Here is a 16,281-nt window from a genome sequence, read left to right as displayed (position 1 = left end):
CCAAGGCCGGATTCACTGCGGCGCGACCATGCGCTGCAGCAGGGGCTGGCGCGCCAGCACCGCCTCGCGCGGGCCGGCATCGAGCACCCGGCCGGCCTCCATCAGCACCACGGTGTCGAAGCGCTCGAGCAGGCTCAGCCGGTGGATCGAGGCCACCACGCAGGCTTCGGGGAAGGCGTTGGCGATGCGCTCGAGCACGCGGGCCTCGGTGGCCGCGTCGAGCGCGCTGGTGGGCTCGTCGAGCAGCAGCAGCGTGCTGCCTTGGGCCGCGAGCACGCCGCGCGCCAGGCACAGCCGCTGGCGCTGGCCGCCCGAGAGGTTGAAGCCGCGCTCCGACAGGGGCGTGTCCAGGCTGCCCTGCGTGGCGGCGAGCACTTCGTCGAAGGCGCTGGCATGCAGCGCGGCAAGCAGTGCCGCATCGTCGCCGGGCCGGCCGAAGGTGAGGTTCTCGCGCACGCTGGCTTCGAAGACCTCGGTCTCCTGCGGGATCAGCGTGGCGATCTGGCGCAGCCGGCCCCAGTCGGCGGGCCGGCCGTCGAAGGCCAGCGTGCCGGCCTGCGGCGCATAGAGGCCGGCCAGCAGCCGCAGCAGCGTGCTCTTGCCGCCGCCGCTGGGGCCGACCAGCGCCACGCGCTGGCCGCGGCGCAGCGTGAGCGCCACCTCGTGCAGCCCGCTGCGCACGGTCTCGCCTTCGGCCGGTGCGCCGCGCCGCGCATAGTCCCAGCGCAGGCCATCCACCGCGAGCTGCGCCCAGCGCGCGTCGGCGTCGATGCGCTCGTGCACGGGCACCTGCTCGGGCGGCGTGGTCAGCGCGGGGCCGTGCGGCGCCTCCCAGATCGGTGCCGCGCTGCCGTAGTCGGTGTGCATGCGCGCGAAGAACTGGAAGTTGGCCGCCATCGAAGACACCACGCCGGCCGCCTGCTGCGCGTACTGGTAGATCATGAACACCGAGCCCAGCAGCACCGCCTGGCCCGGCGTGCGCGTCTGCCACACGTAGAGCACCACCAGGCCCCAGGTCAGCATCAGGCCCAGCATGTCGACGGTGAACCACTTGCCTTCGTTGAGCACCACGGTGCGCTTGAGCGGCACCGAGATGGCCGCCATGCGCGCGCGCAGCAGCAGGCGCGAGGCGCCCTGCAGCCGCAGGCCGATCACGGTCGAGGTGTTGCCGACGAAGTCGAGCAGCGCGGCCACGTAGCGCCGGTCGGCGTCGTTCTCGGTGCGGGCCAGGCGCATCAGCGCGCGGTCGATGCGCAGGATGATCAGGCCGATCACCAGGTAGCCCGCGAGCGCGGTGATGCCGCTGCTGCGCGACAGCAGCGTCAGCGCCACCAGCGGGCCGACGATGTTGACCACGTTGGTGAGCCAGATGAACTGGTTCTGCGCGAAGTCCGAGAGCGCGCGGCTGGCCTGGTGCACGCGGTGCTGCAGCTCGCCCGAGTGGTGGCCGTCGTGCCAGACCAGCGGCGCCGACGCCAGCCGCACATAGAGCTGGTCGGCCAGCGATTCGCGCACCCTGACGCCGACGTTGCGTTCGAGGATGCGGCCCGGGCCGTGCAGCATCCAGGAGAACAGGTAGACCCCGGTCAGCGTCGCGATCCAGCCGCCCGAGCCGCGCAGGTCGCCGCGTTGCAGCGCGTTGATGGCCTGGCCCGCGAGGTAGGGCAGGGTCAGCTTGACCAGCTGCGAGCCGGTAAGCAGCGCGGTGGCGCCCAGCAACTGCCCGCGCGCGCCTTCGGCGAAGCGCCACAGCGCGGCATAGAGTTCGCGGACGGCATTGCCGGGGGCTGTGGTCATCCGTGCGGGTTCGCTTTCGCTGTCTTTACTTCACCGGAATCGGCGTGGCCCTGTCGACCGGCACCGCGGTCACGCTGTTCTGCGGCGAGCCCTCGACCAGCCGGTCGGAATAGCTCAGGTAGACCAGCGTGTTGCGCTTGGCATCGACCATGCGCACCACGCGCAGGCGCTTGAACATGATCGACTGGCGCTCGCTGAAGATCTCGTCGCGCTTCCTGATGGGCTCGGTGAAGCTCACCGGCCCGACCTGGCGGCAGGCGATCGAGGCCTCGGCCTTGTCCTCGGCCAGGCCGAAGGCGCCCTTGACGCCGCCGGTCTTGGCGCGCGAGACATAGCAGGTCACGCCAGTGACCTGCGGGTCGTCGTAGGCCTCGACCACGATCTTGTGGTCGGGGCCGATGAGCTTGAAGACCGTGTCGACCTCGCCCACCTGCTCGGCGCCGGCCGTGCAGGCGGCGATGGCGCCGAGGAGAACGAAAGCGAGGCGTTGGATCTTCATGAAGGGTCTCAAGTGATGTCCAGCGTGTGCACGCGGTCGAAGCTGCCGCGCCGACGGTCGTCGAAGTAGCAGCGCAGCGCCTCGCGCACCGTGCGGAAGGCGATCTCGTCCCAGGGAATCTCTTCCTCGGTGAACAGTTTCGCCTCGATGGTCTCGTGGCCCGGATCGAACACGTCGTCGAGCAGGCGCGCGCGGTAGAACAGGTGGACCTGGCCCACGCGGATCACGCTCATCACGGCGAACAGGCCTTCCATTTCGAAGTGCGCGCCGGCCTCTTCATCGGTCTCGCGCGCGGCGCCCTGGGCCGTCGATTCGTTGAGCTCCATGAAGCCGGCGGGCAGCGTCCACTTGCCCCAGCGCGGTTCGATGTTGCGCTTGCACAGCAGCACGCGCTCGCCCAGCACGGGAATGGTGCCCACCACGTTGACCGGGTTCTCGTAGTGGATGGTGTGGCAGGCCGGGCACACCGCGCGTTCGCGCGTGTCGCCGTCGTCGGGCACGCGGTAGACCACGGCGGTGCCGCAGTTCTTGCAGTGCTTGATGGGAAGGTGGATGACGCTCATCGCTCAGACGATCTTCACGCTGAGGGTCGGCAGGCCGGCCACGGTGCCGACCAGCGTGTCGCCTGCGACGACAGCGGCCACGCCCTCGGGCGTGCCGGTGAAGATCAGGTCGCCGGGCTGCAGCTCCCAGGCGGCCGACAGGTGCTCGATGGTTTCCGCGATGTTCCAGATCAGCTTGCTCACCGTGCTGCGCTGGCGGTCGCTGCCATTGACCTGCAGCGCGATCTCGGCGTTGGGCGCGTCGCCGGCCTGGGCCACGGGCACGATCGGGCCGATGGGCGCGCTCTGCTCGAAGCTCTTGCCGATGTCCCAGGGGCGGCCCTGCTTCTTCATCTCGCCCTGCAGGTCGCGGCGGGTCATGTCCAGGCCCACGGCGTAGCCGAAGATGTGCTGCTGCGCATCTGCGGCGCGGATGTTCTTGCCGCCGGTGCCGATGGCCACTACCAGTTCGATCTCGTGGTGCAGGTTGTGCGTCAGCGAGGGGTAGGCCATGGTGCCGGTCTGGCCGGCATCGACCACCACCACCGCGTCGGCCGGCTTCATGAAGAAGAAGGGCGGCTCGCGGCCGGTGAAGCCCATTTCCTTGGCATGTTCCTCGTAGTTGCGGCCCACGCAGTAGATGCGGTGCACCGGGAAGCGGGCGGGCTGGCCGGCGACGGGGATGCTGACCACGGCCGGCGCGGGGAAAACGTACTCGGAAGCCATTTGCTTGTTCGTCCTTTGAAGCGAGAACGGCAGTTTGCCAGAGGCGCAACGAAGACGTGCCGCGGCGCCCCTTCGCGGGGGCGGCGCGGCACGCGGCGTCAGGGCCCGTCGGGGCCGCTGGCGGGGATCAGAAGCTGTGGCGCAGGCCGAGTTCGTAGCCGGTCACGTTGCTGCCCAGGGCGATGGTCGGGCTGGCCAGCGAGGACGAGGACACGGCCAGGCCGCGGTTCGCGCGGTCGTCGTTGCTCACGCGGGCGATGGTGCCATAGACCTGGGTGCGCTTCGACAGGTTGTAGCCGTAGCCCAGCGCGAACTTGTCCGAGTCGGCGTTGTCGATGTCCTTGCGCTGGAAGTGGCTGTAGGCCGCGCGGATCTCGCCGGCGCCCACGGGCACGGTCACACCCACGCCCAGCAGGTCGACGCGGCGGCCGTTGCCCTTCTCGCTGGCGTACACGATCATGGGCTTGGCGATGCCGAAGTTGTACGAGGCGCCGATGTTGGTCGACTTGTAGTCCACGCCCACGGCGGTGGTGCCGCCGCGCGTTTCGCCGTAGCCCAGGGCCACGTTCAGCGGGCCCGAGCCGTAGCCCAGGCGCAGCGCGACCGAGTCGCGCAGCGTGTCGTTAGCCACGTTCGAGACCTGTTCGCCGAAGGCATACTGGACCTGGCCGTAGAAGCCGCCCAGCGTGGCCGGCAACAGGTAGTTGATGCCGTTGCTGGTGCGCTTGGGCGCGCTGCCTTCGGGCGTGCCGGCGGCCGACGAGGCGCTGCCGACCAGGTTCGAGCCGCCGATGCCGCCCACGCCGACGTCGCCGAAGGGGTCGAAGGTCTCGATGTTGAGGTAGGCCGGCGACTTGTCGCGGCCCAGGCGCAGCTCGCCCAGTTCGTTGGTCGACAGGCTCACGGTCGAGCGGCGGTCGAAGGACAGGCCGGCGCTGTTGCCGTTGTCGACGTTGATGCCGGCTTCGAGCCAGAAGCCCGCGGCCAGGCCGCCGCCGAGGTCTTCGACACCGCGGAAGCCCAGGCGGCTGCTCGACTGGCCGCCGTTGGCCAGGCCGGTGATGCTGGCATCGCCAGCCTTGATGTGGGCCAGCGAGGCGTCGAGCACACCGAAGAGCTGGACGTTGGATTGGGCGAAGGCGCCGGCGGCGGCGGTCAGGGCCGCGATGGCGACGAGAGTGTTTTTCATGGAAGTCGTTTCTTCGTTGGGGGGATGCCGGCGGCTGCTTGCGCGGGGCGCCGGACATGCGCATGGCGCCCGTTGCCGGGCGCCTTCCCATTAGAGAAACTTTGTGTGACAACTCAGGGTAAACCCGTGCATCGAGAGGATATGCAAGGCACTCCGTCATCGGGGCGTGATAAGCCCTCGGGCCCGTGTGCCGGGGCCGCACCGCGCAGGGGCCGCGATATGCTCGATGCATGATGAAGCTGCACAACTACTTTCGCTCCTCCTCCTCGTACCGCGTGCGCATCGCGCTGAACCTCAAGGGCCTGGCCTACGACTACGTGCCGGTGCACATCGCGCGCGGCGAGAACCTGCAGTCGCCGTTCAACACGCTGTCGGCCGACATGCTGGTGCCGGTGCTGGAAGAGGATGCGTCGTCGGGTGGCGAACTGTTCTCGCAGTCGATGGCGATCATCGAATACCTCGACGAACTGCATCCCGAGCCGCCGCTGCTGCCGCACGACCCGGTGGGCCGCCAGCGCGTGCGCGCACTGGCGCAGATGATCGCCTGCGAGATCCACCCCATCAACAACCTGCGCGTGCTCAAGTACCTCGTGCGCGAGCTCAAGGTCGACGAGGCCGCCAAGAACGCCTGGTACCGCCATTGGGTGCGCGACGGCCTCGAGGCCTTCGAGCGCCAGCTGGCACGCCTGCCCGCCAGCCTCTACTGCTACGGCAACACGCCCACGCTGGCCGACTGCTGCCTCGTGCCGCAGATCTTCAATGCCCAGCGTTTCGACGCCGACCTGAGCGGCCTGCCGCGCACGATGGCGGCGTATGAGGCAGCGATGCAGCTCGATGCGTTTCAACGCGCCCAGCCCTCGCGCTGCCCCGACGCAGCGTCATGACCCCTGCGCTGGACTGGCTGCAGCCCGATTGGCCCGCGCCCGCGGGCGTGCGGGCCGTGTGCACCACGCGCGCGGGCGGCGTCTCGCAGGGTGCGTGGCGCGGCCTGAACCTCGGCGACCACGTGGGCGACGACCCGGCGCATGTGGCGAGCAACCGCGCGCAGTTGCGCGCGGCCATCGGCGCACATGCGGTGTTCCTGCAGCAGGTGCATGGGGCCGACGTGCTGGCGCTGCAGCCCGATACGCCCGACGGCGCGGTGGCCGACGCCTGCACCACGACGCACACGGGCCTGGCCTGCACGATGATGGTGGCCGACTGCCTGCCGGTGCTGTTCACCGATGCGCAGGGCCGGCGCGTGGCGGCCGCGCATGCGGGCTGGCGCGGCCTGGCCGCGGGCGTGCTCGAGCGCAGCGTCGACAGCTTCGAGGGCGACAAACCCATCGCCTGGCTCGGCCCCTGCATCGGGCCGCAGGCCTTCGAGGTCGGCGACGAGGTCAGGGCCGCGTTCGAGGCGCAATCGGCCGAGGCCGCGCAGTGCTTTCGACCCACGGGCGCACCGGGCAAGTGGAGGGCCGATCTGCCCGCGCTCGCGCGCCAGCGGCTCCGGTCGGCCGGTGTCGCCGCGGTCTACGGCAACGACGGCAGCGAGGCCTGGTGCACGGTGCGCAATCCGTTACGGTTTTTCTCGCACCGGCGCGACGGCGTCAGCGGGCGTTTCGCCGCTGCCATCTGGCGCATCTGATGCCACCGGGGCGGCGGCCTTGGCGGCCGCTGCGAGGCGGGCGGCCTCCCGTGCCGCCGCTTCCTTCTCCTTGAGCACGCGGCGCCGCGCAGGCGTGCTCATCAGGTAGACCACCAGGGACAGCGGCAGCAGGCCATAGAGTAGAAAGGTGAAGATGGCGCCCAGCACCGTGCCGTTCGTGTTGGTGGCTTCGGCCACGGCCATCATCACGGTGACGTAGAGCCAGGCGATGATCACGAGGTAGAGAGACATGGGATGCGAATGAGGGAAAGAGAAAGCTGAAATGAGGGGGCGTCGCGTTGTGGGCGCCCAGCGAATGCAGGATACTCAAAATCAAAAGCAGTCCAGGAACCAGGAGAACCCATGAAGCAGCAGGCCGCATCCTCCGATGCCTTCACCCCGTTCCAGGAAGCACTGACCCAAGGCTGGCAGAAGGCGCTGTCGTCCTTCCAGTCGATGGGCGCGCCCGGCGCCGCACCCGAGATACCGCGCTTCACCTTCGCCCCCGACAAGCTCAAGGCGATCCAGGAACAGTACCTGGCCGAGGCCGGCGAGCTCTGGCGCCAGGGCCTGACTGCGCAGCCCGCGGCCGACAAGCGCTTCGCCGGTGAAGCCTGGACGAGCAACCCGCTGTCGGCCTTCGCCGCCGCGGTCTACCTGCTCAACGCGCGCACGCTGCTGGGCATGGCCGATGCGATCGAGACCGATGCCAAGACGCGCGCCCGCCTGCGCTTCGCCATCGAGCAATGGCTCGCGGCGTCGTCGCCCAGCAACTCGCTGGCCTTCAACGCCGAGGCCCAGCAGAAGGCGCTCGAGAGCCGCGGCGAAAGCATCGCGAAGGGTGTGCAGAACCTGGTCCATGACATTCAGCAGGGCCACCTGAGCATGACCGACGAGAGCGCCTTCGAGGTCGGCCGCAACGTCGCGACCACCGAGGGCGCGGTGGTGTTCGAGAACGAGCTGTTCCAGCTGCTCGAGTACAAGCCGCTCACGGCCAAGGTCCACGAGCGGCCCTTCCTGCTGGTGCCGCCCTGCATCAACAAGTTCTACATCCTCGACTTGCAGCCCGAGAACTCGCTGATCCGCTACGCGGTCGAGCAGGGCCATCGGGTGTTCGTCGTGAGCTGGCGCAACCCCGACGAGTCGATGCGCGAGTTCACCTGGGACCGCTACATCGAGGACGCGGCCATCAAGGCCATCCACGTGGTGCAGGAGATCGGCGGCCAGGGCAAGGACGCGAAGATCAACGCGCTGGGCTTCTGCGTCGGCGGCACGATCCTGGGCACCGCGCTGGCCGTGCTGGCCGCGCGCGGCGAGAAGCCGGCCGCCTCGGTCACGCTGCTGACCACGCTGCTCGACTTCCAGGACACCGGCATTCTCGACATCTTCATCGACGAGGCGATGGTCAAGCTGCGCGAGATGCAGATGGGGCAGGGCGGCCTGCTGCCGGGCATGGACCTGGCGTCGACCTTCAGCTTCCTGCGTCCCAACGACCTGGTGTGGAACTACGTGGTGGGCAACTACCTCAAGGGCGAGACCCCGCCGCCCTTCGACCTGCTCTACTGGAACAGCGACGCGACCAACCTGCCCGGTCCCTTCTATGCCTGGTACCTGCGCAACACCTACCTCGAGAACAAGCTGGCCCAGCCGAACGCGCTGACCGTCTGCGGCGAGAAGATCGACCTGGGCCGCATCGACGTCCCGGCCTACATCTACGGCTCGCGCGAAGATCACATCGTGCCCATCGGCGGCGCCTACGCCTCGACCCAGTTGCTGAGCGGCAAGAAGCGCTTCGTGATGGGGGCTTCGGGCCACATCGCGGGCGTGATCAACCCGCCGGCCAAGAAGAAGCGCAGCCACTGGATCCGCGAGGACGGCAAGCTGCCCGAGGCGCAGTCCGAATGGCTGGCCGGTGCGGTCGAGCATCCGGGCAGCTGGTGGACCGACTGGTCGCAGTGGCTCAAGGGCCATGCGGGCAAGCAGATTCCTGCGCCCAAGGCCTACGGCAAGGGCCGCAGCTATGTGGAAGGCGAGCCCGCACCGGGCCGCTACGTCAAGGCCCGCGCCTGAACATCCTTTTCCTTTTTTTCATTCCAGCCCAAATCAACGGAGAGCATCCATCATGGAAGACATCGTCATCGTTTCCGCCGCACGCACGGCCGTCGGCAAGTTCGGCGGCTCGCTGGCCGGCATCGCCGCCACCGATCTCGGCGCCATCGTGATCAAGGAAGTGCTGGCGCGTGCCGGTCGCTCGCCCGAAGAGATCGGTGAAGTCATCATGGGCCAGGTGCTGGCCGCGGGCGCGGGCCAGAACCCCGCGCGCCAGGCGCTGCTCAAGGGCGGCCTGACCAAGGCCACACCGGGCCTGACCATCAATGCGGTCTGCGGTTCGGGCCTGAAGGCCGTGATGCTCGCGGCGCAGGCCGTGGCCACGGGCGACAGCGAGATCGTGATCGCCGGCGGCCAGGAGAACATGAGCCTGGCGCCGCACGTGCTGCCGAACTCGCGCAACGGCCAGCGCATGGGCGACTGGAAGCTGGTCGACACCATGATCGTCGACGGCCTGTGGGACGTCTACAACCAGTACCACATGGGCATCACGGCCGAGAACGTGGCCAAGCAGTACAACATCGACCGCGCATCGCAGGACGAACTCGCGCTGGGCAGCCAGACCAAGGCCGCGGCCGCGCAGGACGCCGGCAAGTTCAAGGACGAGATCACCGCCGTCACCATCCCGCAGAAGAAGGGCGACGCGATCGTCTTCGACAAGGACGAGTTCATCAACCGCAAGTCGAGCGCCGAAGGCCTGGCCGCCCTGCGCCCCGCCTTCGACAAGGCCGGCGGCGTGACGGCCGGCAATGCCTCGGGCCTGAACGACGGTGCCGCCGCCGTGATGGTCATGACGGCCAAGAAGGCCGCCGCGCTGGGCCTGACGCCGCTGGGCCGCATCGCGAGCTACGCCACCGTGGGCCTCGACCCCGCGATCATGGGCATGGGTCCGGTCGGCGCCTCGAAAAAGGCGCTGGAGCGCGCGGGCTGGAAGGCCGCCGACCTCGACGTGCTGGAGATCAACGAGGCCTTCGCGGCCCAGGCCTGCGCGGTGAACCGCGAGATGGGCTGGGACGTGAGCAAGGTCAACGTCAACGGCGGCGCGATCGCCATCGGCCATCCGATCGGCGCGTCCGGCTGCCGCATCCTCGTGACGCTGCTGCACGAGATGAAGCGCCAGAACGCCAAGAAGGGCATCGCCTCGCTGTGCATCGGCGGCGGCATGGGCGTGGCCCTGACCATCGAGCGTTGAACGCGCTCTTGAGCGACGGCCGCTGGGCCGGCGCTTCGTGAAGACGCTGGTCCTCGGCGGCTACGGCAATTTCGGCGCGCGCATCGTGCGCGCGCTGGCCGGCGACCCGGCCATCGCCCTGTGCATCGGCGGTCGCGACCCGCGGCGCGCCGAGGCGCTGGCGGCCGAGGTGGGGCAGGGCGCGGTCGGCATCGCCATCGACCTCTGGTCCGCCGACTTCGCCGCGCAGCTGCGCCGGCTCGGCATCGAACTGCTGATCCACACGGCCGGCCCGTTCCAGGTGCAGGGCTATGGCGTGGCCGAGGCCGCCGCGGCGGCCGGTGCGCACTACATCGATCTCTCGGACGGGCGCCGCTTCGTCTGCGATTTTCCGGCGGCGCTCGATGCGCGCTTTCGTGCCGCCGGCCGCAGCGCCGTCTGCGGCGCGAGCACCGTGCCCGCGCTGTCCTCGGCCGTGGTCGACGCACTCGCGCGCGGCTGGCTGCGCATCGACGTGATCGACACCTGCATCGCGCCGGCCCAGACCGCGCCGCGCGGCGAGGCCACGATGGCTGCGGTGCTGGGCTACTGCGGCGCACCGATCGAGGTCTGGAACGACGGCCGCTGGCAGGCGCAGCGCGGCTGGGCGAGCCCATCGCGCGTGCACTTCGAGCGGCTGCGGCCGCGGTGGGGCGCGCTGTGCGACATCCCCGACCTCGAACTCTTTCCGGCGCGCTACGGCGTGTCGCAGCGCGTGATGTTCCGCGCCGCGCTCGAGCTGGGCTTCGCGCAGCGCGCCTTCGCCACGCTGGCCGCGCTGCGAGGGGCCGGCCTGCTGCCCGATCCCGCGCGCTGGGCGAAATGGCTCAACCGGGCCGCGGGCACCATCGATTTCCTGGGCTCCGCGCTGGGCGGCATGGTGGTGCGCGTGCAGGGCCTCGACGCGGCCGGCCAGCCGGCCCGCGTGGCCTGGCACATCGCGGCCGACGACGACCACGGCCCCGAGATCCCGTGCATGGCCGCGATCCTGCTGGCGCGCCGCTGGGCGCGCGGCGAGAGCGCGCCCGTGGGGGCGTTCACCAGCAGCGGCCTGCTGGCGCTGGCCGAGTTCGCGCCCGAGTTCGCGCGCTGGGGCATGGTGACCGACCGGCGCGTCGAGACCGCATCGGAGCACCGGTCGTGAACGCCGCGTCCCGCGACATGTCGTGGCTGCGCTTCAGCCTGGTCTTCGTGTGGCTCGCGACCGCGGCGGCCAGCGTCTGGGAGCTGAACGGCCAGAGCTCCGGGCTGCTGGTCGCGGCCGGCATCGACGACCCGGCGCTGCGGCGCGGCCTGATCCTCGGCGGCGCGGCGCTCGACGCGCTGCTGGGCCTGCTGCTGTGGGCGCGGCCGACGCGCCTCGTGTATCTCGCGGCGCTGGCCGCGATGATCGGCATGACGGCGGTCGCGACCCTCCTGCTGCCCGCGCTGTGGCTGCATCCGCTCGGGCCCCTGACCAAGAACCTGCCCATCGCCGCAGCGCTGTGGCTGCTCGCGAGCCCAAGACGATGAGTCTCTACCTGACCCTCAAGTGGCTGCACATCCTGTCGAGCGTGATGCTGGTCGGCACCGGTTTCGGCTCGGCCTACTACATGTTCTTCGCCAACCGCAGCGGCAGCGTGGCGGCGCAGGCCGTGGTGGCGCGGCTGGTGGTGCGGGCCGACTGGTGGTTCACCACGCCCACCATCGTGCTGCAGCCGGCCACCGGCCTCGCGATGGCGCATCTGGCCGGCCTGCCGCTGGGCACGCCCTGGCTGATGCTGTCGCTGGGCCTGTTCGTCCTGGCCGGCGCCTGCTGGCTGCCCGTGGTGTGGCTGCAACTGCGGCTGGCCGCGATGGCGCAGGCGGCGGCGCGCGATGGCACGCCGCTGCCCGAACGCTTCGCCCGCTATGCGCGCTACTGGGAATGGCTGGGCTACCCGGCCTTCGTGGCGATGCTCGCCATCTTCTATCTCATGGTGGCCAAGCCGGCCCTGTTCTCGTGACCCCTGATCTTTCTGCCGACCCCACCGCGATCGTCATCGACACCAACATCGTGCTCGACCTGCTGGTCTTCGACGACCCGCGCTGGGCCGCGCTGCGCACGGCGCTGGCCGCGGGCCTGCTGCAGTGGCTGGCCACCGCGCCGATGCGCGTCGAGCTCGCGCGCGTGCTCGGCTATCCGCTGATCGTGCGGCGGCTCGCCAAGGATGCGCGTGCGCCCGAGGCGGTGCTGGCCGCCTTCGATGCGCAGGTGCGCATCGTGGCGGGCACGCCACCGCGCGCCTGCTTCGTGTGCAAGGACCCCGACGACCAGATCTTCATCGACCTCGCGGTGGTGCACCGCGCGCGCCTGCTGAGCAAGGACCAGGCGGTGCTGTCGATGCGCAAGCGGCTGGCGACGCTGGGCGTGGCGGTCGGGCCGAGTTACGAAGGCCCGCCTGCAGGCTAGTCGCGCGCAGGCCTGCGCGATGCGGGCAGCGGCTATACGATGGCGCCCCTGAAAGGAAGATGCCCCATGTCCAACATCTATGACATCCCCCTCCGCCAGATCGACGGCACCCCCACGACGCTCGCCCCCTTCCGCGGCGAGGTGCTGCTGATCGTCAACGTGGCCTCCAAGTGCGGCCTGACGCCGCAGTACGAGGGGCTCGAGAAGCTGTACCAGCAGAAGAAGGCGCAGGGCCTGCAGGTGCTGGGTTTTCCGGCCAACAACTTCGCCGGACAGGAGCCGGGCACGGACGCCGAGATCAGCGGCTTCTGCACCCTGAACTACGACGTCCACTTTCCCTTGTTCTCCAAGCTCTCCGTCAAGGGCGAGGACCGGCATCCGCTGTACGCCGAGCTCACGGCCGCGCAGCCCGAGGCCATCGGCGACGGGCCGCTGCGCGAGCGCCTCACGGGCATGGGCATCGCCGACGGGCAGCCGGGCGACGTGCTGTGGAATTTCGAGAAATTCCTGGTCAACCGCGAAGGGCGGGTGGTTGCGCGCTTCGCACCCGACCGGACCGCCGAGGATCCGGCCCTTCTGGCCGCCATCGACGAGCAGCTCGCGCGGGCTTGAGGCCGCCCATTCGGCGTATGCGTCGGGCCGCTCGAGCGATCCCGGCGTGAACCGACCCTAATTCGGGTCCGGGTACCAGCGCCCCAGCAGCCGCGCCACCGCGCGCACGCGCTGCGTATCGCGGCCCCAGCGGCGGCTCGCGGGCAGCTTGCGCAGCCAGCGCATGCGGCGCGAAGCCTCCGCGATGCGCGTGCGCACGGCGTCGCTGGCGCCGGTCTGCTGCATCGCGTGCCAGTGCTCGCCCGCGGCCTGCGGCGCGGCGGCGCGCACCAGCATGGCGGTGGAGTGCAGGTAGCTGAGCCAGTCGCGCACCTGGCAGTCGACCAGGTCCAGGGTCTCGCCCGGGTCGTCCTCGAAGTCGATGTAGCCGATCACGCCGTCGGGGCATTGCACCAGGTTGCGGTCGAAGGCCTGGCTCAGGTAGACGCCGCGCGCATGCACCGCGGCGATGGCTTCGAGCCCCTCACGCCACACCGCCAGCAGCGACGCCGGGCCGGCTGCGGCGGCCTGCTCGATGCGCTCCTGCACGGTCACGGTGGCATGGCTCTGGCCCAGGTCCGACAGCAGCAGGCCGCCCGCCTCCTGCGCCAGCACCTGGGGCACGCGCAGCCCGGCCGCGCCCAGTTCGCGCAGCCGCCGGGCCTCGATGGCCACGGCCGCCTCGCCACCCGGGTTGGGCACGGGCTTGATGATGTCCAGCCGCAGCGCGTGGGCGAACAGGGCCATCACGCGGTAGCCCCATTTGCCATGCCGCGGGCCGGCCTTCTTGAGCCAGACGCGCTCCTGGCCCAGCCGGTGGCTGGCGACGGTGTCGGCCTGCCGGGGCAGCGTGGTGCGCAGGAACTCGGCGTAGCCGTCGCGCGGCGTGTCCTGGACGGTGAGCGGGGCCGGCGCGGAGGCTGCGCCCTTGCGCATCTGCACGCGCGTCGATGTGCTGCCGCGGCCGCGTTGCAGGGGGGTCATGCGGCGAGGGCCTGGTCTTGGGGTTCGGGCATGTCCTGGACCATGGGCTGGAAGCTCTGCGCACTGGCCAGCGGCCAGTACATGCGGAACACGGTGTGCTGCTGGTCCAGCGGGCCGAGCAGCGCGCCGGGCTGCACCTGCATCACCAGGTTGCTCAGCAGGCGGACCTCGGTGTCGGAGATGCGGCGCACGATGTGGTGCGCGGTGATCTGCTGCGGGTGGTCGAGGCCCGCGGCCTGCACCAGTTCCTGCAGCGCATGCAGCGTGCTGCGATGGAAGTTGCGCACCCGCTCGGCCTTGGCCGGCACCACCAGCGCCTGCTGGCGCACCGGGTCCTGGGTGGTCACGCCGGTCGGGCAGTGGCCGGTGTGGCAGCTCTGAGCCTGGATACAGCCCAGCGCGAGCATGAAGCCGCGGCCCGCGTTGCACCAGTCGGCGCCCAGCGCCATCATGCGGGCCAAGTCGAAGGCGGTGATCACCTTGCCCGCGCAACCGACCTTGACGCGGCTGCGCAGGCCCACGCCCACCAGCGTGTTGTGCACCAGCAGCAGGCCTTCCTGCAGCGGCGCGCCCACGTGGTCGCTGAACTCCACCGGCGCTGCACCGGTGCCGCCCTCGGCGCCGTCGACCACGATGAAGTCGGGCGTGATGCCGGTCTCGAGCATGGCCTTGACGATCGCGAACCACTCCCACGGGTGGCCCAGGCAGAACTTGAAGCCGGTCGGCTTGCCGCCCGACAGCTCGCGCAGCCGCGCGACGAAATGCATCATCTCGATCGGCGTGGAGAAGGCGCCGTGCGAGGAGGGCGAGATGCAGTCGACCCCGATCGGCACGCCGCGCGCGGCCGCGATCTCGGCCGTGACCTTGGGGGCCGGCAGCACGCCGCCGTGGCCGGGCTTGGCGCCCTGGCTCAGCTTGATCTCGATCATCTTCACCTGCGGGTCGCGCGCGTTCACGATGAAGCGGTCCTCGCTGAAGCTGCCGTCGTCGTTGCGGCAGCCGAAGTAGCCCGAGCCGATCTCCCAGATCAGGTCGCCGCCGTGCACCCGGTGGTGCTGCGAGATCGAGCCCTCGCCGGTGTCGTGCGCGAAGCCGCCCATCTTGGCGCCCTGGTTGAGCGCCAGGATCGCGTTGGCCGACAGCGCGCCGAAGCTCATGGCCGAGATGTTGAACACGCTGGCGCTGTAGGGCTGGGTGCAGGTGAAGCCCGAGGGCGTGGCCGGGTTGGGCGTGCCGCCGATCACGATGCGGAAGTCGTGGTCGGCCAGCTTCGTCGGCTGCATCGAATGGTTGATCCACTCGTAGCCCGAGAGCGTGACGTTGAGCTGCGTGCCGAAGGGCCGGTTGTCGGGCTCGCCCTTGGCGCGCTGGTAGACCAGCGAACGCTGCGCGCGCGAGAAGGGCGCGGCTTCGCTGTCGCTCTCGATGAAGTACTGGCGCATCTCCGGCCGGATGAATTCCAGCAGGAAACGCAGGTGTCCGATCACCGGGTAGTTGCGCAGGATCGCATGCGGTTCCTGGCGCAGGTCGTGCACGCCCACGCCGGTGAGCACGGCGAACACGGCCAGTGAAAGCCAGGCCAGCCAGGCCTGCGGCAGCAGGACCGAGGCGACGACACTGGCGACGAGGCCCGCCACGCACAGCGCAAAGGCGGTGTAGCGGGCCGGAAAGATGGAAAACGTGGGGGATGAAATGGTGTCTCTCCGGGAGCCTGCTGCATCATAGAGGGCTCTATCCGGCCTTTTCATGACCACGACACCCGATACCCCCGCTTCCCCGCCCTCCGACGACACCCCTGCGACCTCGGTGAACCCGAGCGCCGACAAGGCCCTCGGCCCCGAAGATTTCGACCTGCTCGACACCCTGCTCGACGCGATGCGCGAGAAGGACGACGAGATTCCGCAGTGGGAATTCTGCGAAGGCTTCCTGGCCGCGCTGGTCTGCTCGCGCCGCGCCATTCCGCCTTCGGAGTACTGGCCCGTGCTGCTGGGCGACAGCTTCGTCGCCGCGCAGCAGATGGAATTCGTCTGGCACTGGAAACGCCGTTGGCGCGAGGTCGAGCAGGCGCTCGACGCCGACGTCGAGGCGCTCGACGACGACCGCAGCTACCAGCCCGAGGTGCTCGACACCCGCGGCGCCATCGCCTCGCTGCCCGAGGAAGAACGCGAGGAAGTGGCCGGCGAGGCGATTCCCTCGTTCGCGCAGGTCTATGCGCTGGGCTTCATGTTCGCGGTCGAGAACTGGCCCGAGGACTGGGCCGCGCCGCGCGACAAGGAAGCCGCGGGCATGCTCGACGACGCGCTCAATTCCATCGTCGCGCTGACCGAGGACGACACCGGCAAGCCCGAGCTCTCGATGTTCAGCGAGGACGGCCCGCCGAGCGTGAGCCAGCGCCGCCTCGACGAGTTCGGCGAGGCCATCTGGGCCGTCTACGACCTGCGCCAGCTCTGGAAGAGCATGGGCCCGCGCGTCGAAACGGTGCGCAAGGAAGCCACGCCGGGACGCAACGACCCGTGCCCTTGCGGCAGCGGGAAGAAGTTCAAGAAGTGCCACGGCGCCTGAGGGCCTGAGGCAGA

18 protein-coding genes are annotated in these 16,281 nt (G+C 69.9%); 10 read left to right on the top strand and 8 right to left on the bottom strand.

The features are described from left to right. Window positions 1-12: 12 nt before the first annotated feature. The 5 genes from K0H49_RS03045 to K0H49_RS03025 form a co-directional block, all read right to left on the bottom strand. On the bottom strand, window positions 13-1,797 hold the full coding sequence (locus K0H49_RS03045) for an ATP-binding cassette domain-containing protein (RefSeq protein ID WP_219209668.1): 1,785 nt from the start codon (window positions 1,795-1,797) through the stop codon (window positions 13-15). A gap of 25 nt (window positions 1,798-1,822) precedes the next feature. Then, entirely contained in the window at window positions 1,823-2,296 is a 474-nt protein-coding gene (locus K0H49_RS03040) for a CreA family protein (RefSeq protein ID WP_219209667.1), read from the bottom strand. Between the two features lie 8 nt (window positions 2,297-2,304). Continuing rightward, a complete protein-coding gene (locus tag K0H49_RS03035; protein WP_219209666.1) occupies window positions 2,305-2,859 on the bottom strand; it encodes an NUDIX hydrolase in 555 nt (184 codons plus the stop codon). A 3-nt stretch (window positions 2,860-2,862) separates the two neighbouring features. Further along, on the bottom strand, window positions 2,863-3,564 hold the full coding sequence (locus K0H49_RS03030; RefSeq protein ID WP_219209665.1) for a fumarylacetoacetate hydrolase family protein: 702 nt from the start codon (window positions 3,562-3,564) through the stop codon (window positions 2,863-2,865). Window positions 3,565-3,691: 127 nt separating this feature from the next. Continuing rightward, window positions 3,692-4,753: a porin gene (locus tag K0H49_RS03025; protein WP_219209664.1), complete on the bottom strand. Its 1,062-nt coding sequence runs from the start codon at window positions 4,751-4,753 to the stop codon at window positions 3,692-3,694. 233 nt (window positions 4,754-4,986) lie between these two features. Here K0H49_RS03025 and maiA point away from each other — a divergent pair, with 233 nt between their 5' ends. Then, window positions 4,987-5,637: a maleylacetoacetate isomerase gene (gene maiA / locus K0H49_RS03020; protein WP_219212984.1), complete on the top strand. Its 651-nt coding sequence runs from the start codon at window positions 4,987-4,989 to the stop codon at window positions 5,635-5,637. Beyond that, entirely contained in the window at window positions 5,634-6,380 is a 747-nt protein-coding gene (gene pgeF / locus K0H49_RS03015; RefSeq protein ID WP_219209663.1) for a peptidoglycan editing factor PgeF, read from the top strand. Before maiA ends, pgeF begins: the two co-directional genes overlap by 4 nt. On the opposite strand, the gene K0H49_RS03010 is transcribed toward pgeF, so the two are convergent. Then, window positions 6,312-6,632, bottom strand: a complete 321-nt coding sequence (locus tag K0H49_RS03010) for a hypothetical protein (RefSeq protein WP_219209662.1) — start codon at window positions 6,630-6,632, stop codon at window positions 6,312-6,314. The two genes, pgeF and K0H49_RS03010, sit on opposite strands and share 69 nt — an antisense overlap. A gap of 111 nt (window positions 6,633-6,743) precedes the next feature. Here K0H49_RS03010 and phaC point away from each other — a divergent pair, with 111 nt between their 5' ends. From phaC to K0H49_RS02975, 7 genes are all read left to right on the top strand, one after another. Beyond that, window positions 6,744-8,450 (top strand): class I poly(R)-hydroxyalkanoic acid synthase, encoded by a 1,707-nt coding sequence (gene phaC, locus K0H49_RS03005; protein WP_219209661.1) that lies wholly within the window; start codon window positions 6,744-6,746, stop codon window positions 8,448-8,450. A 52-nt stretch (window positions 8,451-8,502) separates the two neighbouring features. Then, window positions 8,503-9,681, top strand: a complete 1,179-nt coding sequence (locus tag K0H49_RS03000) for an acetyl-CoA C-acetyltransferase (RefSeq protein WP_219209660.1) — start codon at window positions 8,503-8,505, stop codon at window positions 9,679-9,681. A 37-nt stretch (window positions 9,682-9,718) separates the two neighbouring features. After that, window positions 9,719-10,843 (top strand): saccharopine dehydrogenase family protein, encoded by a 1,125-nt coding sequence (locus K0H49_RS02995; protein WP_219209659.1) that lies wholly within the window; start codon window positions 9,719-9,721, stop codon window positions 10,841-10,843. Between the two features lie 17 nt (window positions 10,844-10,860). Then, entirely contained in the window at window positions 10,861-11,211 is a 351-nt protein-coding gene (locus K0H49_RS02990) for a DoxX-like family protein (RefSeq protein ID WP_219212982.1), read from the top strand. Beyond that, complete coding sequence (locus tag K0H49_RS02985; protein ID WP_219209658.1) at window positions 11,208-11,684, top strand: DUF2269 family protein; 477 nt, start codon at window positions 11,208-11,210, stop codon at window positions 11,682-11,684. The genes K0H49_RS02990 and K0H49_RS02985 overlap by 4 nt, the downstream gene beginning before the upstream one ends. Beyond that, window positions 11,681-12,130, top strand: coding sequence for a PIN domain-containing protein (locus K0H49_RS02980; protein ID WP_374122298.1), 450 nt, complete (start codon window positions 11,681-11,683; stop codon window positions 12,128-12,130). Before K0H49_RS02985 ends, K0H49_RS02980 begins: the two co-directional genes overlap by 4 nt. 66 nt (window positions 12,131-12,196) lie before the next feature. Further along, entirely contained in the window at window positions 12,197-12,742 is a 546-nt protein-coding gene (locus K0H49_RS02975) for a glutathione peroxidase (protein ID WP_219209656.1), read from the top strand. 57 nt (window positions 12,743-12,799) lie between these two features. On the opposite strand, the gene K0H49_RS02970 is transcribed toward K0H49_RS02975, so the two are convergent. After that, entirely contained in the window at window positions 12,800-13,705 is a 906-nt protein-coding gene (locus K0H49_RS02970) for a hypothetical protein (RefSeq protein WP_219209655.1), read from the bottom strand. After that, the gene (locus K0H49_RS02965) at window positions 13,702-15,453 is read right to left on the bottom strand and encodes an FMN-binding glutamate synthase family protein (protein WP_219209654.1); all 1,752 of its coding nucleotides are present in this window, start codon (window positions 15,451-15,453) and stop codon (window positions 13,702-13,704) included. Before K0H49_RS02965 ends, K0H49_RS02970 begins: the two co-directional genes overlap by 4 nt. Between K0H49_RS02965 and K0H49_RS02960 the strand changes: the two genes are divergently transcribed. Next, window positions 15,452-16,267, top strand: coding sequence for a UPF0149 family protein (locus K0H49_RS02960; protein ID WP_219209653.1), 816 nt, complete (start codon window positions 15,452-15,454; stop codon window positions 16,265-16,267). The genes K0H49_RS02965 and K0H49_RS02960 overlap by 2 nt on opposite strands. The last annotated feature ends 14 nt before the right edge of the window (window positions 16,268-16,281 follow it).

It is taken from the genome of Variovorax boronicumulans, assembly GCF_019352895.1.
GTDB lineage: Bacteria > Pseudomonadota > Gammaproteobacteria > Burkholderiales > Burkholderiaceae_C > Variovorax > Variovorax boronicumulans_A.
Note: the sequence above shows the minus strand (reverse complement) of the source record. Positions and strands in the feature narration are given on the sequence as shown.